Source organism: Oceanobacillus caeni, from assembly GCF_042678465.1.
In the GTDB taxonomy this organism is placed as follows: Bacteria; Bacillota; Bacilli; order Bacillales; family Amphibacillaceae; genus Oceanobacillus; species Oceanobacillus caeni.
The window spans coordinates 1-20177 of the sequence record NZ_JBHTKV010000034.1; the positions used below are offsets into that span (position 1 = coordinate 1).

The 20177-nt window shown below is 35.7% G+C and carries 20 protein-coding genes, 1 pseudogene and 1 riboswitch; of the genes and pseudogenes, 5 read left to right on the top strand and 16 right to left on the bottom strand.

Going from position 1 to position 20177, the window contains the following annotated elements; all coding sequences use genetic code 11:
* Positions 1-408: SOS response-associated peptidase (locus ACFQ18_RS16120; protein WP_379566750.1), on the bottom strand; the 408-nt coding region annotated here is incomplete at its 3' end.
* A gap of 338 nt (positions 409-746) precedes the next feature.
* Between ACFQ18_RS16120 and ACFQ18_RS16125 the strand changes: the two genes are divergently transcribed.
* Entirely contained in the window at positions 747-1451 is a 705-nt protein-coding gene (locus tag ACFQ18_RS16125) for a DUF421 domain-containing protein (RefSeq protein ID WP_047185711.1), read from the top strand.
* 162 nt (positions 1452-1613) lie between these two features.
* On the opposite strand, the gene ACFQ18_RS16130 is transcribed toward ACFQ18_RS16125, so the two are convergent.
* Positions 1614-2459, bottom strand: a complete 846-nt coding sequence (locus tag ACFQ18_RS16130) for a CAP domain-containing protein (protein WP_047185712.1) — start codon at positions 2457-2459, stop codon at positions 1614-1616.
* Positions 2460-2933: 474 nt separating this feature from the next.
* Here ACFQ18_RS16130 and mreBH point away from each other — a divergent pair, with 474 nt between their 5' ends.
* Positions 2934-3941, top strand: coding sequence for a rod-share determining protein MreBH (gene mreBH / locus ACFQ18_RS16135; protein ID WP_145523828.1), 1008 nt, complete (start codon positions 2934-2936; stop codon positions 3939-3941).
* 359 nt (positions 3942-4300) lie between these two features.
* On the opposite strand, the gene ACFQ18_RS16140 is transcribed toward mreBH, so the two are convergent.
* Entirely contained in the window at positions 4301-5437 is a 1137-nt protein-coding gene (locus ACFQ18_RS16140; RefSeq protein WP_204798680.1) for a saccharopine dehydrogenase family protein, read from the bottom strand.
* 117 nt (positions 5438-5554) lie between these two features.
* Entirely contained in the window at positions 5555-7048 is a 1494-nt protein-coding gene (locus ACFQ18_RS16145) for an aldehyde dehydrogenase family protein (protein WP_204798679.1), read from the bottom strand.
* Between the two features lie 173 nt (positions 7049-7221).
* Here ACFQ18_RS16145 and ACFQ18_RS16150 point away from each other — a divergent pair, with 173 nt between their 5' ends.
* On the top strand, positions 7222-8559 hold the full coding sequence (locus tag ACFQ18_RS16150; RefSeq protein ID WP_145523826.1) for a sodium-dependent transporter: 1338 nt from the start codon (positions 7222-7224) through the stop codon (positions 8557-8559).
* A gap of 54 nt (positions 8560-8613) precedes the next feature.
* Here the strand turns inward: ACFQ18_RS16150 and ACFQ18_RS16155 are convergent, their stop codons facing one another.
* The 12 genes and pseudogenes from ACFQ18_RS16155 to ACFQ18_RS16210 all read right to left on the bottom strand — a co-directional run bounded on the left by ACFQ18_RS16155 (position 8614) and on the right by ACFQ18_RS16210 (position 18100).
* Entirely contained in the window at positions 8614-8946 is a 333-nt protein-coding gene (locus ACFQ18_RS16155; protein WP_204798678.1) for a hemerythrin domain-containing protein, read from the bottom strand.
* 105 nt (positions 8947-9051) lie between these two features.
* The gene (locus ACFQ18_RS16160; protein ID WP_204798677.1) at positions 9052-9720 is read right to left on the bottom strand and encodes a hypothetical protein; all 669 of its coding nucleotides are present in this window, start codon (positions 9718-9720) and stop codon (positions 9052-9054) included.
* Positions 9721-10153: 433 nt separating this feature from the next.
* Entirely contained in the window at positions 10154-12037 is a 1884-nt protein-coding gene (locus tag ACFQ18_RS16165; protein WP_276536969.1) for an ABC-F family ATP-binding cassette domain-containing protein, read from the bottom strand.
* 24 nt (positions 12038-12061) lie between these two features.
* Positions 12062-12268 carry a hypothetical protein gene (locus ACFQ18_RS16170; RefSeq protein WP_047185720.1) on the bottom strand — a complete coding sequence of 69 codons (207 nt, stop codon included), beginning with the start codon at positions 12266-12268 and terminating at the stop codon, positions 12062-12064.
* Between the two features lie 160 nt (positions 12269-12428).
* On the bottom strand, positions 12429-12896 hold the full coding sequence (gene ribH, locus ACFQ18_RS16175; protein WP_060668444.1) for a 6,7-dimethyl-8-ribityllumazine synthase: 468 nt from the start codon (positions 12894-12896) through the stop codon (positions 12429-12431).
* Positions 12897-12931: 35 nt separating this feature from the next.
* Positions 12932-13540 (bottom strand): annotated as a pseudogene (gene ribB / locus ACFQ18_RS16180) (3,4-dihydroxy-2-butanone-4-phosphate synthase); the annotation flags it as partial.
* 12 nt (positions 13541-13552) lie between these two features.
* Positions 13553-14206, bottom strand: a complete 654-nt coding sequence (gene ribE, locus ACFQ18_RS16185) for a riboflavin synthase (protein ID WP_060668445.1) — start codon at positions 14204-14206, stop codon at positions 13553-13555.
* A gap of 167 nt (positions 14207-14373) precedes the next feature.
* Positions 14374-14520: riboswitch (FMN riboswitch) on the bottom strand.
* Between the two features lie 59 nt (positions 14521-14579).
* On the bottom strand, positions 14580-15089 hold the full coding sequence (locus ACFQ18_RS16190) for a TlpA disulfide reductase family protein (protein ID WP_047185723.1): 510 nt from the start codon (positions 15087-15089) through the stop codon (positions 14580-14582).
* 114 nt (positions 15090-15203) lie between these two features.
* On the bottom strand, positions 15204-15434 hold the full coding sequence (locus tag ACFQ18_RS16195; protein WP_047185724.1) for an excisionase family DNA-binding protein: 231 nt from the start codon (positions 15432-15434) through the stop codon (positions 15204-15206).
* 24 nt (positions 15435-15458) lie between these two features.
* Positions 15459-15740 (bottom strand): GNAT family N-acetyltransferase, encoded by a 282-nt coding sequence (locus tag ACFQ18_RS16200; RefSeq protein WP_145523822.1) that lies wholly within the window; start codon positions 15738-15740, stop codon positions 15459-15461.
* Positions 15741-16086: 346 nt separating this feature from the next.
* The gene (locus ACFQ18_RS16205) at positions 16087-16905 is read right to left on the bottom strand and encodes an alpha/beta fold hydrolase (protein ID WP_204798676.1); all 819 of its coding nucleotides are present in this window, start codon (positions 16903-16905) and stop codon (positions 16087-16089) included.
* Positions 16906-17071: 166 nt separating this feature from the next.
* On the bottom strand, positions 17072-18100 hold the full coding sequence (locus ACFQ18_RS16210; protein WP_047185727.1) for a PTS transporter subunit IIC: 1029 nt from the start codon (positions 18098-18100) through the stop codon (positions 17072-17074).
* A 408-nt stretch (positions 18101-18508) separates the two neighbouring features.
* Here ACFQ18_RS16210 and ACFQ18_RS16215 point away from each other — a divergent pair, with 408 nt between their 5' ends.
* On the top strand, positions 18509-19255 hold the full coding sequence (locus ACFQ18_RS16215) for a DeoR/GlpR family DNA-binding transcription regulator (RefSeq protein ID WP_047185728.1): 747 nt from the start codon (positions 18509-18511) through the stop codon (positions 19253-19255).
* Positions 19255-20166, top strand: a complete 912-nt coding sequence (gene pfkB, locus ACFQ18_RS16220) for a 1-phosphofructokinase (RefSeq protein ID WP_047185729.1) — start codon at positions 19255-19257, stop codon at positions 20164-20166. Before ACFQ18_RS16215 ends, pfkB begins: the two co-directional genes overlap by 1 nt.
* Positions 20167-20177: the final 11 nt, after the last annotated feature.

Genomic DNA, 20177 nt, shown 5'->3' on the forward strand with positions numbered 1-20177 from the left:
GCCGAAAAAGTGTACAAAAATAGAGTGCCGGAAATATTGGTGTGAAAGACACACCGAGAAAAACTTGACACATACTTCACCATCTACCTTTTTCCATTCATAAAAACTGTCTGCTACAATAAGACATCGTTTTTGTGACATTAATTTTTTAAAACTCGGTTTTTCATGTGCAGTTTCGCTTCTTGCATTTATCATTTTATACCCTATTTTTTCATCCTTCGCCCATGACGGAACTAATCCCCAGCGCAAATATCCCGCTCGCTTTTTCTTTCCATCATGAATAATAGCTAATACATTTTGACCAGGAGCGATATTATAACTAGGTTGATAGGAATCAATTGGTTCATCGATATCAAATTCTTCAAGAATCTCTAGTTCATCTTTAAGCAACGTATACCTGCCACACATGTTCAATCACCCCTTGTAGAAAACCTTGCATTCCCTTTTCCTTTAAACGTACGATAAGCCCCTTCCATACATGCTACTATAAACGCAAAAACTTTTGAATTACTTTGAATTGAGAATGGGACTTCAACATTCCTAGACTTGATTATCATTCCGAGTTTGATAAGTGGACTTAAACCTGTAAATATAATTGCAGTTACCAAACCATTGGAAAGGATTCCCCGAAGCTAGTTGATCTGAAGCTTATTAATCAACCTGATTAAACAGATATTAGACAACTACTTTTTGGGCATATTATCAATATCTTTATCATTCATTTTTGTCCGAAGGGAGAAGATCAGATGGATTTTTTTCACGGTCAAGAAACACTTACGGCCATGCAATGGGTTTTGAGGGCAGTAGTAAGCTATTTTTTTATGCTTATTATCACAAAATTAATGGGACAGCGCTCCATTTCACAGCTTAATTTACTTGATTTTGCGATTGCAGTGATTATTGGTAACATAATCGCCCACCCTTTATCTGACGAAGGATTAGGCTTAAAAGGAGCTATGATTACGATGGGTTCACTTGTCATTTTATATGTATCAAGTGTTTTCATCGTATTAAAATCAAAATATATAAGAAAATTTGTTTTACCAAATCCAATGCCATTAATTAAAAATGGACAATTTGTTTATAAAAACTTAGCAAAGGCAAGAATTTCAGTGGATTACATATTATCAGAAGCCAGAAAAGAAAATATTGATGACCTTAAAAAGCTCTCGTTAGCTTTATGGGAGCCTAATGGAACGATTTCATTTTTTGTTAGTCCTAATTATCAGGCTATTACTCGGGGGGATTTAAATATTTTAACGAAGCCTTTTGATTTTCCAAAAGTTGTTATAAGAGAGGGGAATATAGAAAAATCTGTCCTACAGCAAGCCGGAAAGGAGGAAAGCTGGCTGCTATCAGCATTAAAAACAAATCATAATGTTGTACTGGAAGATGTGTTATTAGCTACTATAGATAAGAGCTATCAGTTAAAAGTTTTCTTATATCGCTAATGAAGGTACTGATTACTCACATACTCCATTAGGAAAAGCCATCATTATCATTCCGTTGTAGAATTTTTCTTGAATAGCAGATGAAAAAAACAGCACGAAACCAAATGTTTATCCATTCGATTTCATGCTGTTTATTTGTTTTAAAAAAGTTTTGTTCCAGTCTTATTTACCAATAAATTGTTGTGTCCAAAGGTTACCATTTTCTACATAACCCACACCGATGTGTGTAAAGTTTCCGTTAAGGATATTAGCACGGTGACCTTCACTGTTCATCCAAGCATTTACCACTTCTGCTGGAGTACGTTGACCTTTGGCAATGTTTTCACCTGCAGTACTGTAGCTAACGCCGAATTTCTTCATCATATCAAATGGTGAACCGTAAGTTGGGCTATTATGATCAAAGTATCCATTCGCTGCCATATCACGAGATTTTTCACGAGCTACTTTACTCAATTCATTATCTACTTTTAGTGCTGCTAAACCATGTTTTGCTCTTTCTTGGTTTGTTAAAGTAACTACTTCTTGTTCAAATTGGCTTAATTGATTACCTTGTTCTTTTGTAGCTTCTTTTTCAGCTGGTTTTTGAGTTTCTTTCGTTGGTTGTTGTACTTTATTATCAGCTGGTTTTTCAACTTCTTTTGCTGGTTGTTCTACTTTATTTTCAGACGGTTTTTCTACTTCTTTTGCTGGTTGGTCAGATTTATTTTCGGCTGGTTTTTCAACTTCTTTTTCCGGTTGATCTGCTTTATTCTCTTTTGTTGGTTGTTGATTGTTGTCATTACAGTTTATCTTATACTTGTTCATTGCTTTCTGAACTAAATCGTGAATCTTAGCTTGATCTAGATTTTTATTGTTTAGGTTAACTTGTTCTCCATTAATAGAGTAATAAACTTGATATGAACTATTTGCATTAGCGTTTGTATCTGCATGTGCATCTGCGGAATCAAATGCTCCCCCAAAAATAATTGCAGCCGATAATGCTGTTACAATACCTACCTTCTTAAACATATATATGTTCTCTCCTTTTGGTTTTTATTTTTGAAAAGCCCTCGTGTGACTTACAAAATCATCATAGCATAGGTTTTATGTAATAATTTTGGCTCTAATTTCCAAATGAGAGATTTCAAATAAACTAGATTCATAAAAAAAGAGAAAACCTTGATTTATCCATAAAACTGGAAAATCCTCGATTTAGAATAAATGGATAGGGATGCTTTTTCCTACAAAATTTTCCAAAATATTAATATTGACACTTTTTTTAATGGCGTCATTTGTTACAAAACCACCTTTTTTGTAAACAAATTGTCACTTGATTTGTTCTCTATTTCGGATTATTTTTATTAATATGCTTTTCACTATTCTATATATAGGAAGTTTCTAAAATCTATTAAAGGGAAAAATTAAAACTATTATACAACCCCCATAAAAAAGTAGAATTAGAAGTATTACTATATAAAGTCTGACTTCATTGGAGGAACTTAAATGTTTTCAAATGCTGAAATTGGAATTGATTTAGGAACAGCTAACATCCTGATCTATTCAAAATCAAAAGGTATCGTACTAAATGAGCCATCTGTTGTGGCAATTGACATAAATACAAAACAAGTCGTAGCCGTTGGGGCTGAGGCAAAAGAAATGATCGGAAAAACTCCTCAAAACATCGTACCTATCCGTCCCTTAAAAGATGGCGTTATTGCGGATTATGACGTAACCGCGCAAATGCTAAAAGTTCTCTTAAAAAAGGTAAGCAAAAAAGCAGGAATTTCTACGAGAAAACCTATTGTTGTAGTCTGTACTCCATCTGGAAGTACTTCTGTGGAGAGACGCGCAATCCACAATGCAGTCACTAGTTACGGTGCAAAGAATGTACATTTAATAGAAGAACCTGTTGCTGCAGCAATTGGTGCTGATTTACCGGTTGATGAACCTACTGCAAGTGTGGTTGTTGACATTGGTGGAGGTACAACCGAGGTTGGAATTATCTCATTCGGAGGTGTAGTTGCTTGTAATTCAGTACGTGTAGCAGGCGATCGTTTGGATGAAGAAATCATTCTTCACATTCGCAAACATTACAACATTTTAATTGGGGAACGTACTGCTGAAAGTATTAAAATGGAGATTGGCCATGCAGATTCGGATCATGAAGAAGTAAATATGGAGGTTCGTGGACGTGATATGGTTACGGGGTTACCAAAAACCATTACAATCTCATCTAAAGAAATTCACTCTGCTCTTAAAGAATCTCTAGAACAAATCCTTGATACAATCCGTGCAACATTAGAAGATTGCCCACCTGAACTAAGTGGAGACATCGTAGACCACGGTATTGTTCTAACTGGTGGCGGAGCATTATTAAATGGAATACAAAAATGGTTGTCTACAGTAATCAATGTTCCCGTTCATATTGCACCTAGTCCACTAGAATCAGTTGCAATTGGAACAGGTCGTTCTTTACAAATGATTACAAAATTACAAAAGGCTGCAAAATAATCCTCTTCAGTTCATGTATTTTTTTAATGCATGAACTGTTTTTTTAATCATAATAAAAAATATTTAGAAATTAACGATAGAAATCGTTTACAAATGTTTTACTTTGCTTTATAATACTAATTAATCAACCGTGTTCATTCACGGTTAAAACCTACGAATAAGTTACTGCCTAGTCTGTTCACATTCCTTTATAGGTCTGTTCCAACAGATGTAAGCCATTTCAAAACATTTGAAATGGCCTTTTTTTATTCCACCTAAATGGGCAGTAAGAAGTCTTCTTTATTATATTCGAAACGAACAACATTAAAAAACCTGCTTCACATAGCAGGTTACATTCTAGCAGTCACATTCTATCAGCATTAGCACTCTTTTATATTTACTCCACGTTTTGCCATTTCTTTTATATACAAATCCCCAGGAACTATTTGCTCTGGAGGTAGAACGCCTTTATCCTTGATCGTTCCATTTCCTATCATTTGTGCAACAACAGAAATCGTATTAGCAGTAGCGCGAGCCATTGCTGTTGTTTTCTTTTCTTTATAGGTCACCATTTCATATTGACGTTTGCAAGGTTTCCCGTCTTTTAAACCTGAGACAATAACCCGAAGTAATACAACATCGTCTTTTTCTCCTAATTCTACGATTGGATCCAGCACTTTTAAAAATACTTCTCTCGGACTTACCTTCATTCCGTTGATATCTACTTTAAAGCCTTTACGCGTTAAATTTAAATCAATCAAAAACTTAAATTTTTCTGCATGGCCTGGGTAGCGTATGGTTTTATATTCTAATTCCTCTAGGTTAGGAAATGAAATCGACAGAGTAGATGTCCCCCCCGAAGTATGAAAGGCTTCTAAAGGTCCAAATTTTTCAAAATGAATTTCCTCTACTTCAGATAAGGAAGGAATCTCTTGTTTCACGCCATTTCGTATAATAAAGGATGGGTCTGTATAATGATCAAAAACGCCTTCCATGGAAAATACATGATTATACTGAAATGGAGGCTCTGGTCTTAATGGAATTCCACCAACAAATAGTTTAATAGACCTAACGTTATCTAGTTTACTACCCCCATAGCCAGATAAAATATTGATCATGCCAGGAGCAACACCTAGATCCGGAATGATTGTAATTTTAGCTTTTTTGGCTTCCTCAGCTAATTTTAATACTTTATCCGTTATATGACCGATGTGTCCTCCTAAATCAACAGAATTTACCCCTACTTTAATAGCCGTCTTAGCAACTGTTTCATTAAAAGTATAAAATAATGCATTAATAATCACATCAAACTGTTTCATGAAATTCTCTAATTCATTAAGATTATTCGCATCAACTTGATAGGCGGTTAGTTTAGCCGATTCAAGTTGTTCACATACCTTTTGAGCACGATCTAAATCCACGTCAGCCAAACCAACAGCTGAAACATTCGGACTCGTTACTAAATCTCTTACCACTTCTTTCCCCATTAACCCAGATCCCAATACACCAACTTTCATACGGTTACCTCCAGTATCTCAAAAGTTGTTTACTTTCATTGGCAGGTACCCCCTGCATAAGTGCAACTAAGACATTCGCTAAAAGCATGCGAATGTCAAGTTTTCTAAGTGTCTTCATTAGTCTACGTCAATTTGGGCACGTTGTAATTTACCACTATAATCCACATAAACCGCCTTCCATTCTGTAAACACGTCCAGTGCCTGAACACCTGAATCACGATGACCATTTCCCGTTCCTTTTGTACCGCCGAATGGTAAATGAATTTCCGCTCCAGTTGTTCCTGCATTCACGTACACGATACCAGTATCTAAATCACGTTGTGCTTGAAATACACGATTTACATCTTGAGTAAAAATAGAACTTGATAGACCAAATGACACCCCGTTATTAACCTCAATCGCCTCTTCTAGACTTTGGACAGGAATTAACGAAACAACCGGACCAAAGATTTCTTCCTGCGCTATTCTCATATCTGGTTTAGCATCTGTAAACAAAGTTGGAGCAAAGAAAAATCCACCCTCAAAACCAGAGCCGCTTAATTCATATCCACCTTCGACTAATCTGGCACCTTCCTTTTTACCAATCTCGATATAATCTTTAATTTTATTCATACCTGCCTGATTAATGATAGGACCAACTTTTATGTTTTCATCTAAACCATTGCCAATTGTTAATTCTTTCATTTTTACTAATAACTTTTTCTCAAGCTGCTCTTTTACTGCTTCATGCACAATAACACGGCTACATGCTGTACAACGCTGCCCACTTGTTCCATAGGCGCTCCACAATATTCCCTCGACCGCTAAATCTAGGTCAGCATCATCCATAACGATTACTGCATTTTTTCCCCCCATCTCTAGTGAAACCTTTTTTAGTTGTCTACCACAATCAGCCGCAATATTTCTACCGACATCATTAGATCCTGTAAACGAAATCACTCGAATATCGTCGTGATGGACCATCGCATTTCCAACAGTCGCTCCACTACCAAAAACAACATTTATTACTCCTTTTGGTAGACCAGCTTCTTCAAAAATTTTAGCGAGTTCATAAGCCATAATTGGCGTTTCCGAAGCTGGCTTCCATACTACTGCATTTCCAGCAACAATTGCCGGGAATGATTTCCATGTTGCGATTGCAATCGGAAAATTCCAAGGGGTAATTATCCCAACTACTCCAACTGGAACCCGCTGACTCATAGCAAACTTACTTTTTAGTTCTGCCGGGGTCGTCTGTCCAAACATCCTTCTACCTTCTCCTGCCATATAAAAGGCCATATCGATTCCTTCCTGCACTTCTCCCCTTGCCTCTTCAATTACTTTTCCGTTTTCCATCGTTAGCAGTTTAGATAAATGTTCTTTTCTTTCTTCTAATAAATGACCAACTCGATATAAAAATTGTGCACGTTGTGGAGCTGGTACAAGTGCCCATTCTTTTTGAGCGTTCTTTGCCGCAAAAACAGCATCATTTACCGAATCTTGACCGGATAATGGAACTTGAACAATCTCTTTACCGTTCGCTGGATTAATAACAGCTACTGTTTCTTTCACCTCCACCCATTTTCCGTTGATGTAGTTCTTTAATTTGTTCGTATCTAAAGAAACTGACATATAAGCATCCCCTTTCCCTTTTTTAAAGAGAGACTCATACTACTTCTAAATTCATCTGACACTATATTTTATTAAAAGGCCAATTGTTTAAGAACATTTGTTTACATGGATATGCTTATGTTATACTTATAGAATTGTAAAGCAGAGATATACAAAAGAGAGGACATAGTTTCATGCAGAAAAAACAACAATGGACATCACGTTTAGGATTTATCCTTTCATCTGCTGGTGCTGCCATAGGCCTTGGTGCAATTTGGAAGTTTCCATATATGACCGGTACTAATGGCGGAGGAGCATTTTTCTTATTATTTATCGCTTTTACCATCATTATTGGATTACCTATTCTAATTGCAGAATTCATTATTGGTAGGGGGGCTGGTACGGAAGCTGTTCGTGCCTATAAAAAGCTTTTACCAAATGGTATTTCTAAATATATTGGTCACTGGGGAGTTGTTGGGGCTTTTTTACTTATGTCATTTTATTGTGTCGTTGGTGGATGGGTTCTCATATATAGTATTTTGTCTATTCCTGGACTTATTGTTCAAGAAGGCGCTAATTATAATGAACTTTTCTCCCAAATCACAGGCACTCCATGGGTTACCCTCTTAGGTTTTGCACTATTTCTTCTAATCAATATGATAGTTGTTTCTTTCGGAATTCAAGATGGAATAGAAAAGGCTAGTAAAATATTAATGCCGCTATTATTTATCTTTTTTATCATATTAGTGATTCGCGCTGTCACGTTTGAAGGTGCTATAGAAGGTATCCGCTTTTTCCTTGAACCTGATTTTTCAAAATTAAATCAGGAAAACATTTTATATGCATTAGGACAATCATTCTTTTCCTTAGCAGTTGGAATTTCGGTTATGGTAACATATAGTTCCTATTTAGGTAAGGATGTAAGTTTACCAGTATCAGCTGGTTCTGTTTCGATTATGAATATTTTAGTTTCCTTGTTTGCTGGACTAGCTATCTTCCCTGTTGTATTTGCATTTGGATTGGAGCCAGCAGAAGGACCTGGGTTATTGTTTATCGTATTACCAGAAGCTTTTAGCAGCATGCCATTTGGTGAATTGTTCTTGAGCTTATTCTTATGGTTGTTTTCATTTGCGGTCTTCACTTCTTCCTTTAGCATGCTTGAAATTATAACAGCAGCATTTATGAATAAAAACCGTTCGCGTAGAAAAGTAGCAAGTATTTCAACTCTATTAGTATTCATCGCTGGTATTCCAGCTGCACTTTCTTCCAATATACTTAGTGATTTCACAATTTTCGGTTTGACCGTATTTGATGCTACAGATTTCCTTGTTAGTAATATTATGCTACCGGGTGGGTGTTTGTTCATCGCTTTATTTGTCGGATTTAAAATGGATCGAACTTTAGTACAACAAGAATTTCTAGCTGGAGGTCAATTTGGGATTAACACGTATCACGTATGGTACCAACTTATACGCTGGTTAGTTCCGATAACGATTATTATTGTGTTCTTAACAACACTTGGAATCATATAAAATAAAACAAGGCTCTGGAACTCTGGAGCCTTGTTTTATTATTTATAGTTCAAACTATAGACGTGAAAATAATATATTATTTTCTAAATGAATGCGTTGGAACGTATCCTCTTCTGATTCTGCTAAGCACGCATATGTGATTTGATAAGAACCACATGCATCTGCTGGCGGTAAGAAATCACCAGTAATGATTCTCATTTCTTTCAACAGATTTCCTACAGCGTTATGTTCATCTTCTAATCCACCATTTGCTACCCGAATCTTTTCTAGCAGTTCTTTACTTTGATTGGCCTCATATTCCTTGATAAGCGGGAATACTTCATTATTTTCTTTAATCGTGTGTTGCTTCAAACGTAGAGAGTGGGTATCACGGACAAATCTAACCAATTTTCTCCTTCAATCGTCCATGAAAACCTGTCACAGCCCAAACACTCTATCATTAAAAAAAGCAGAGCAAATTCAATTAGAATTTGCTCTGCAATTTAATTCCATTTAATCTTCATCAAATTGATATAGCATTTCAAAGTTCTCTTCGTTTAAAAGCTCTGCAACATGCACTCTTACTCCGTGTCCAAAAACAACTTCATCTTCTGTCATCGCAACAATCATCGCTTTTGTATTGTTTTGAACATCCAAATAAATATCCCCAACAACTGGTTTTAATGTATCATCATTTTCCGCTAAGTATGAAATCGATTCATCTTGTAACTGTTGTTCTTCCGGCACTAAATTCTTGTCATAATAAGCAATTTCCTGACTAGCATCTTTCTTACCAGGAACCAATACGACATACTCATGATGTTTAACACCGTTATCTCTTGTCGTTACAACATTTCCATCTTCCACACTTTCTACCTTTTCAATTTCATTTAAAGAGTAGTGATCAAGAAAGTCTGGTGCTGGTTTGACGATGAGAATATAATCACCAGGCTTAGCTTTTTCATTCTCATCAATTGTGTAACGTTTACCATAAAAAATAAATGTATCATTATGTTTCGGTTTGTAATACTGTATCTCTCTTGCTTGTGTTAAAACTTGTTGCATATCCTTTAAACGATATAGATGGACTGATCTTTTAAACATTGGTTTTACACTATATACTTTATGCAATTCATTTTTATAGAAAACAAATTGACCCTTTCTTACCTGGAAAAGTTTCATTTAATTCCTCCTAGTTGATTAATAAAGATAAAAGTTCAGAAAAAAGTATAGGACTTATCTCTTTATGTTAGCTGGTCGTAGGAAAGCATAAAGAAGACTTCCCCTACATAAGCCAACCAAGCATTGCTAAATTCTAATAGAGGTTATTCAAAAAGTCCAGTAAAAATGACACTTCGAATTCCCGACGCGCAGAAAACAAATTAAAGGAAGGCCGACTAAAACAGCCTTTGCAGCTAACTCACGTCTCCCTATGTAGGGGCAGCGTTGCAACAAATCTTTACCGCGGGATGAGTAATCGTAGTCCCAGGACGTTGTGTTCTTAGCCGACTCGGTCTTTTTAAACACACTAATAGTGAATGCTAAGTTTTCTAAGATTCATCCTCGAATAATCTTATATTATTTTCCACTAAAAACATATATTTAAACATATCTTCTAGGCATTTTCCATTTCTTCTATCAGTAAAGACAATTCTTCCCAACGCTCCATTTTTGCTTCTAGCTCCGCTTCAACTTCTTGCTGTTCTTTAAATAACTCCTGAACTTTCTCAGCATCACTTCCAGCTTCAACAATACCATTTTGTAATGCTTCTATTTTCATTTCCAATTCCGTTATTTGATCCTCTATTTGATCCCATTCTTTCTGATCCATATACGATAATTTTTTTCGTTGCTTTTTCGGTTTTGCTGTCTCCTTTACCTTTTCAGCCTTGACTTCCACTCTTCTTTCCATTCCTAGTTTATCTAAATACTCACTGTAGTTTCCGTAATAGAGATCAATTCGTCCATTTCCTTTAAATACAAATAGCTGATCTACTACCCGATCTAAAAAATATCGATCATGGGATACAGTGAGAACGACACCAGGAAAATGATCCAAGTATTCTTCCAAAATACTTAATGTTTGTGTATCTAAATCATTCGTTGGTTCGTCTAGAAATAATACATTTGGCTCTGTCATTAATACCTTTAATAGATAAAGTCTACGTTTTTCCCCACCAGAAAGTTTACGAATATAAGTGTACTGTTCAAATCTAGAAAATAAAAACCTCTCTAACATTTGTTCTGCAGTAATAATTTGCCCATCTTTTGTATGGATGACCTCAGCTACTTCTTTAATATAGTCTATGATTCGCAAATCACCGTCTAGTTCCTCATCACCTTGTGTGTAATAACCAATTTTCACCGTTTCCCCGATGTCAATTTCACCGTCATCCGCTTCTATGCGACCCGCCATCATATTAAGTAAAGTTGATTTTCCCGAGCCATTTGGTCCAATAATTCCGATACGATCTCCCGGTACAACTAGATGACTGAAATCGTCAATTAAAGTTTGACCTGCAAAGGTTTTAGAAATTCCTTTTAACTCCAATACCTTCTTACCTAGTCTAGTTGACCCTACTTGAAATTCAAGCTGATCTTTATTCGTATCAAATGATTTCTCTTTCATCTCCTGAATACGATCAATTCTAGCCTTTTGCTTCGTTGAACGAGCTTTTGCACCTCGTCTTAGCCACGCTAATTCCCGTCTTAAAGTGTTTTGATGTTTCGTTTCATTACTTATCTCTAGCTCTTCGCGTTCTGCCTTTTTTTCTAAGAAAACTTGGTAATTTCCTTCATAAATATATAAATACCCTTTATCCAACTCAAAGATCTTATTTGTTACTCGATCCAAGAAGTAACGATCATGCGTTACTAATAATAAAGAACCCTTGTATGTTTGCAAATACTTTTCCAACCATTCCACGGTTTCATTATCTAAGTGGTTGGTCGGTTCATCCAAAATTAATAAATCCGCTGGTTGAATTAATGCTTTCGCAATCGCTACTCTCTTCTTCTGACCACCAGAAAGTTCAGAGACCTTTTTATCAAAATCAATAATACCTAGCTTTGTTAATACCGTTTTGGCAGTGGTATTAGCTTCCCAAGCATCTTCTTCATCCATTTTTTGTTGCATTTTCATTAAATGACTTTGAATATCAGGGTTTTCAGGATCTTGTTGGAGCTTTAGTAAAGCCGCTTCATACCCCCGCATTAATCTCATGATTTCTGCTTCACCATAGTAGATTTGTTCCATCACCGATAATTCTGGATTAAGTTCTGGTTCTTGCGCTAAATACTCTATATGATAATCTTTCGGGTGATAAATATCTCCCTTTTCTGCAGAGTCAATTCCAGCAATTACCTTTAAAAAGGTGGACTTTCCAGTACCATTAACCCCGATTACTCCTATTCGCTCATTTGGCGAGATGGTACACGTAATATCTTTAAATAACACTTTTTCGCCATACGACTTATATAAATTTTCAATTGTTAGCATAGGTATCTTCCTTTAAATAAATGCTTATTTTGCATTCTCTTTTCGATTTGTCAACCATGTTTTGATCACCACTACAAAAATAAATAATAACCATGAAGTTACTAAATAAAAAATCAACTTACTTCCTTGATTCATATCACTATAGAAAACAGCCATTGCAATCCAAATTACGAATGTTAATGCCAGTTGGCCTAATAATCTCCCCCAGAAAGTAATAAAGAAGACTTCCATCAGTGGAGGTTTTCCTTCATCTCCCATTGATGGTGGGATAGATATCTCGAATCATCTTAAGTTCTTCTAACCCTTAGTTTAGCTTAGAAGACTATATTTTTCCACTTAAGAAAACAAAAAACCAAGTATGTATAATATGTACATACTTGGCTCCAAATCATTACCCTATTAATTTCATCATATTTGCCATTTCAATTGCTGTTACAGCAGCTTCTGCGCCTTTATTTCCTGCCTTTGTTCCAGCTCTTTCTATTGCTTGTTCAATTGTTTCCGTCGTCAATACCCCAAACACAACAGGTTTCCCGCTTTTCACAGAAGCTTGTGCAACACCTTTAGCAGCTTCATTACATACATAATCAAAATGAGGAGTAGAACCACGTATAACCGTACCTAACGTTATCACTGCATCATATTTATCTTGATTCGCCATTTTGTCGGCAATTAACGGAATTTCAAATGCACCAGGAACCCAAGCTACATCCATTTGATCTTCACTCACACCATGTCTTTTTAATGTGTCTATAGCACCATCTAATAATTTACTCGTAATAAATTCGTTAAATCTCCCAACTACGATTCCAATTCTTAAATCTGTTCCAACTAAATTTCCTATGATTGTATTTACCATTTATTTCTCCCCTTTTCTTCTATATTTCCCTAAGAAATGATCATTTCTGTTTTCTTTCGATAAGCAATTAAGTCCGCTATCGTAATAAATTTCAAATCAAACCTTTTTGCCAACGTTTTTAAGTGAGGCATTCGAGCCATTGTTCCGTCTTCTTTAATAATTTCGCAAATAACCCCGGATGGAAAAGCTCCACTTAATTTCGCCAAATCCACAGCAGCCTCTGTATGACCTGGGCGTGTGAGAACACCACCATCTTTAGCAATGATGGGAAAAACATGTCCAGGTTTTTTAAAGTCCTCTTCTTTTACCCCCGTTTCCATTAATGCGCGAATCGTTAATGCTCGCTCATAAGCACTTATACCAGTTGTTGTCTTTATATGATCGATGGATATTGTAAAAGCTGTAACAAGTGGATCGGTGTTTTCTCTAGCCATTCGATACAAACCTAATTTTTTTGCCAATTTCTCTTCTATCGGTGTACATACAAGTCCTTTTCCATGGGTAATCATAAAATTGATGACTTCTGGTGTTATTCTGTCAGATAAAGCAACAAAGTCTCCTTCATTTTCTCGATTTTCGTCATCACTTACAATAATTGGTTTTCCTTTTTGTAAATCAGCTATAGCCTCTTCAATTGTATGCATTTTTTCACTCCTTTACATAAAGCCATTTTGTTGTAAAAAGTCTTTACTTATTCGATTTACTTTCTGCTCGTGATCATCGTTTTGAAGCATTTTTTGAACATACTTTGCGAGCATATCACACTCAATATTTACAATATCTCCTTCTTCTTTTTCGCCAAGAATCGTTTCTTTTGCAGTATGTGGAATTAAGGAAATCGTAAAAATACTTTTTTGGATTCCAAATATAGTTAAACTAGTTCCATCCACTGTTATGGAACCCTTAGGCAAGATGTATTTGGTTAAGTCGTTGGGAATTTCTATGTCGTAATAAATAGCATTTTGTTCTTTTTTCTTTTTAACTATTTTCCCTGTAGCATCAATATGTCCAGAGACAAAATGCCCGCCAAATCTTCCATTCGCTGCCATAGCCCTTTCTAAATTTACGGAAGATCCTTTTTTTAGACTGTTTAACGATGTAGCTTTTATCGTTTCTGGCATGGCATCGACTTCAAAATAATCAGATGTGAAATGAGTAACGGTTAAACAAATACCGTTTACTGAGATGCTATCGCCTAACCCGACATCTTCAAGAATTTTACTCGAAGAAATAGTCATCGTTACAGCTTGATCAGAAACCTTTTGGATCTTTTTTACAGTTCCAATTTCCTCAATAATACCTGTGAACACAAATCTCCCTCCTTTTATTCCTTCATCAGGGGTATAAGATATTTAAATAAATGCAAAAAGCTCTCGACAGTAATACCATCGAGAGCTAAAAGGTTAGAATTTTAGTTAGCAAAATAAAGCATTTTTAACCTATACAAATACAGTATAGACCAAAATACGCCATTCTAAAATTCCTTCTCCCATCCAGACTTTAACTGTCGGTTCCGGATTCTCACCAGATCCACCGCTTGGTATCATAACCGCACGGGTCACGGACTTTGAAGCATTGCTTCATCACCGCCGGTAGGGAATTTCACCCTGCCCCGAAGGAATATATTCGTTATTAAATTCTATTTCATTGTAGCATAAGTTACCGTTCAATTCAAAATATTTTTTAATCCATCTTATTTAAATGCTCTACCATTGTTTCGTATGGCATAGCTCCTAGCGATTTATGCCGAATAATCCCTTTTGAATCAATCATATAAGTCGTAGGAATGGGATTGATTCGATATTTGCTTGAAACGGCCCCATCCCCATCTAGCCCAATGGTAAAGGTCATGCCAAATTCATCCACAAATTTTTGAACATGATCCCTTTTCATTTCTGTGTCTAATAAATTAACAGCTAAAACGACTACTTCATGTTTTTCATGAAATTTTTGCATGTCTGGCATTTCAACTTGACAAGGTGGACACCAAGTTGCCCAGAAATTAAGCATGACTGGTTTTCCTTTATAATCAGACAAGCTTACTTTTTCTCCATTTAACGTTTCTATTTCAAAATCAGGCGCTTTATTCCCTACTTCGATACCCTCTTTATTTTCCTCCGCCAATAATTGTTCCGTCATAAAAAAGGAAAAAAATATCCCTAATACGATAGGTATTAAATAGTTAAACTTCATGATTCATCCTCCGCTTAACATTATTTACTCTTATTGTTCCTGTGCATTACTAATTCATGCAAATAAAAAAGTGAAGTGAATGCTTTTAAGCTTTGCATTCACTTCACTTTTTTTCTAATCTTCATCTTTCACATCAATATCATCAGGAATAGGTTCATTTAGGTATTCCTGAATCATTAGTCGATATTTTTCTACTTGTTCGAAATGCGTGGTGAATTGATTTTGATTAATTAGGTACTGCTCACCATCATGGATTGCACGTATTCGTCCTTGCAGTACTAATGCAGAAACCTTTGTTACTGGCATAGATAAATAATCTGCAGTTTCCTGTACAGTTAGATACATTCGCCAATCGCACCTCTCTTTAATTTACTTTTCGGAAAGCACATCGTGATATTCTGGAGTTTCTTCTAATTTCCGCTTCACGTATGGACATAACGGAATAATTTTCTTATTATTTTCACGTGCATAGGCAACTACTTTTTCTACTAGTTGTCCAGCAATTCCTTGACCGCGAAGTTCATCAGATACATAAGTATGATCTACCACAATATTATTGCCACTAGACTGATTAAATGTTAACTCTGCAATTGGCTCCTTTACATCATCCCCAACATAAAATATATTCTCTGCCTTATTAATTGTAATCATACTATCTCTCCTATGTCGTTTTTCTATTATTATTAGGCGAGAGGACTCCCATCCTCAAGGTATGTGTAAGGGGTAACCCAATGAGTAAGTAGGAGGTGAATCGCCTTTTTGTACCAGAAAATATATGTTTATTCGTCCGCCAACGTTAAGCGTTCATCCATGTATGTTCGATCGTTTGAAACCCCTACTTCAAATTTTTGTTAGAAAATTAAGTGGTGGGAGTATTCATTAGCTATTATACCAATTATATCAATTTTATTGTAATCTTAGCCTTTATACCTGAAAAATAATAGTTACAATATAACATACATTAAACTACATTTAAGATCGTTGAGCAATTAGTCCTTTAAATTAAATAAGAAGAAATAAGAGTTGAAACTTCATTTGGTCTTTCCTCTGACACTAAATGCCCCGTTTCCTTAAAAGTAATTATTTCTGCATTCGGTAAGTCTTGAACTAGCCGTTTTCCTATACGTAATGGAACCACCCGATCATCTTCCCCCCATATAAGTAAGGTAGGGGTGTTAATTTTACACAACTCGTAAGAAGATAAATCTCCTTCACGATGACGTAACAAACGGATAAGGGATTTGGGAAAGTTTTTCTCCTTTATAGGTCTTTCGAATTCTCTTATATGGTCGGCAGTAATATTGGATTGGTTATAAAATACATTTCTTAAACTATCCATCACACTACGACTATTAATAGCTCTTTTTACATACAAACTAAAGAAAGGTAAATAGGAAGAATACACTAATAACCTGTTCGAGCTTTTTAAATAACCGGAACTGGCTATTAAAAATAATTTCTTTACCTTATCTGGAATTAATTTTGCAATATTAAGGGCTATTTGACCTCCCATCGAATGACCAACAATGCAAACGGCATCCATACCAAAGTAGTCCATAATTTTTATTACTAATCTTGCATAGTTTTCATAAGAATAAAAAAATGATATAGACTTCTCGCTTCTCCCAAAACCAGGTAGATCTATTGCAACAATGGAGAAGTCTTTTTCTAAAAGGGGAATGATTTTATTGAACGTATAAGTGGAAGACACAAAACCATGAATAAGGATAACTGGTGGATTTTCATTACAAACATATTCACAATAGACCTTTACATTATCTATATTTAACATGGTACTTGAAAGCTTATCTTTCATCTTTCCACCTCAAAATGATTTATTCATTTTTATATTTTCCCTTATCATAGTTGATATACTTTTTAATTATTATATTAGGCAAGTGCCCTAATATGTGATTTGTACCGTTCTTTTAAAAAAACTAAGGCATTCACCAAAGGGTTGGTAAAGTGCCTTAGTTTTTTTATTATTGTACTTCCATTTTTAGATCACCAGTTTCGGCCCAGCCTTTTAGTTTCAATGCATGATATATAGCTACAGAAATAACAGCTGGTAGAACTACACTAATAACAATGTACATTAGGAAAACTCCGATTCCTTGGTTGACTATGATATTAATTGGGGCAATTAGTGAGTTCAAACCTAATCCAGCTAACTGATATGGTACTTGGAAATTAAAAACAAGTATTGCTATTGGTGCACAAATGATAGCCGATAAGAATGGTCCAATTACTAATTTTGGATTTCTTACTAAGTTCGGAACTTGTACTTTTGGTGTAATTAAAGATTGTGCGATATTTGCACCAGCCTCGTTTTGCCTAAACGACATTGCCGTCCATCCAGCAAACTGTGCGGTACATCCAATCAAAGCAGCCGCACTCGAAACCGGGTCCAATTGAAGTGCGATTGCAATTGCCGCGGAAGATGCAGGAGACATAAGGAAAACACTCCATACAAGAGAAATCAACATAGCCCCAATCAATGGTGAGCCTGACACAGCATTCGTTATTTGTGCACTAATCAGTTCTAGTAATGGTGTAACAATTGCTGCTATACCAACTCCGCAAACTCCTCCTACAAATATGGCAGCGAACGGAATTGCCATCATATCTAGCTTTGTTTTTCCTGCTACCTTTTTACCAACATAAATCGCAAGTACAGCTGCTACTACCGCGCTTATAGGTTGTCCTGTGGTAAGAACCCACGATCCATCTGCATTTATATTTAATGCTCCAGCACCAACTGTTGCAGTGGCCATCGCGCTAAATATGATAAGTGTATTTCCACCTAGTTGATACGCTATACCTGCACCAATTGCCGGAGCAAGCATTAATTGCGCTGCCATCCCAACCGTTATAAATCCTTGCCAGCCTGTAAAATTTCCTAGAGTTTCAATTAGAAGGCCAATCCCTAATGTTACGAGAACCGCATTTGCTAGTCCGATCGAAGCTTTATATGTTCTATCTACCAAATATTCTTTTGTTGATTTCTTCATCCTTTTGCCTCCTAATTTACGTGAATTGATTGTTTCTATTAAATTTAGGGAAAATAAAAAGCCCTCCGGAATGGATGGGCGCTTAACTTAATTGCTTGAGCGCCGCTTCAAAAGTTAATACGCAAAACGGACTCAAACAATTACCATATATTTAATGGAAATGTTTCAGTCCTAGCTAATTAAGTTAATAATGAGAATGTTATTATTTTTTAATTGTTGGATGCGGTTCATGTCGATTCTCCTTTTATATTAAAAATTGTTTTTTAACATAATAATATAAGTTTTTAAAAGTGTCAATTAATTATTTTTTCTGAATTCAAATTTCCCCAAAAACGTTTAAACAAGATGGTATTTACTGATTGTTTTTGAATGTTTTTGGTGTTAAAATACTGCGTGGGAGGTTATGCTATGTTAACCGAAGAAAGACATCCCATAATAGTAGACATGGTAAAAAGGCAAGGAATCGTAAAAACCCAAGACTTAATGAAAGCATTAAACTGTTCGGAGTCAACGATTCGCCGAGACCTTGAAACCCTACATAACGAAGGGAAAATTAAGCGCATCCACGGAGGAGCGAAACGCATATATCAAATTGATGAGGAATTAACTGTTAGTGAAAAGTCACTCAAAAACGTTCAAGAAAAATCCGTAATCGGAAAAGTGGCTACATCACTAATAGAAGAAAATGATGTTATTTTCTTAGATGCCGGTACGACAACAATGGCCATGATAGATTTCATTGAAAAAGGGAATATTACAGTAGTAACCAATGGAATCCAACATGCTTCTCTACTAATCGATAAACAAATTAAAACGATATTGATTGGAGGAAGAATTAAGCAAGGCACTAAAGCCATGGTTGGTTCTACAAGTTTAACGAACCTGCAATCGTTTCGTTTTAATAAAGCCTTTCTTGGGGTAAACGGTATAGACATCGAATTTGGTTTAACGACCCCTGATCCTGAAGAAGCAGCCATAAAGAAAATGGCACAACAACACTCCTCCATGACCTATATATTGGCTGATCATACAAAATGGAATAAGGTCAATTTTGTTCATTTGTTTGACTTAGAAGATGTGACAATCATAACAAATGATTCCAAAGAAGATCTATCATTATTTAAGGAAAAAACAACAATTTTGGAGGCAAAATGATGATTTATACGATAACACTGAACCCTTCTATTGATTACATTGTTCACGTTAACCCTTTTCATCTAGGTGAATTAAATAAAATGAACGACGATGCAAAATTTCCTGGTGGAAAAGGCATCAACGTTTCAAGAGTGTTAACGGAATTAGAAAGTGATACAACAGCAATTGGTTTTCTTGGAGGTTTCACAGGTAATTTCATAAATGATCGGTTAAACAAAGATGGGATTCATTCAGATTTCATCTCCATTTCCGATGATACTCGAATCAATATTAAACTCAAATCTGACGTTGAAACTGAAATTAATGGTCAAGGCCCTACTATTACACCATCTGAGGCCAATGAGCTTTTATCAAGGTTAGACAACGTGAATAAAAAGGATACGGTTATCTTATCAGGGAGTAAACCACCATCCCTATCAGAAGATTTTTATGAAGAAATGGTTAAAAAGGTAAAAAAAGCACAAGCGGAATTTGTAATTGATACGACCGGTAAAGATTTAAAAGCAACACTCTCTTATCAACCGCTTTTAGTAAAGCCGAATCGTGAAGAGTTATCCGAGCTATTCCATGTAAGTTTAAATACTATTCAAGATGTAATCCCTTATGGTAAAAAATTACTAGAAATGGGAGCGAAGCATGTCATTGTATCGATGGCAGGTGACGGTGCATTACTATTTACTAATAATGGAATTTATCAAGGATTCAATCCAAAGGGAAACGTAAAAAATTCCGTAGGTGCAGGAGATTCCATGATTGCTGGATTTATCGGTGAATTCACCAAAAATCAGGATCCAATATCTGCATTTAAAATGGGAATTGCTTGTGGAAGTGCAACAGCTTTTTCAGATGATTTAGCGAAAAAGGAAACAATCCTTTCCCTTCTCAATCAAATAGAAATTAAAGAAATTTAACAAAGGAGATA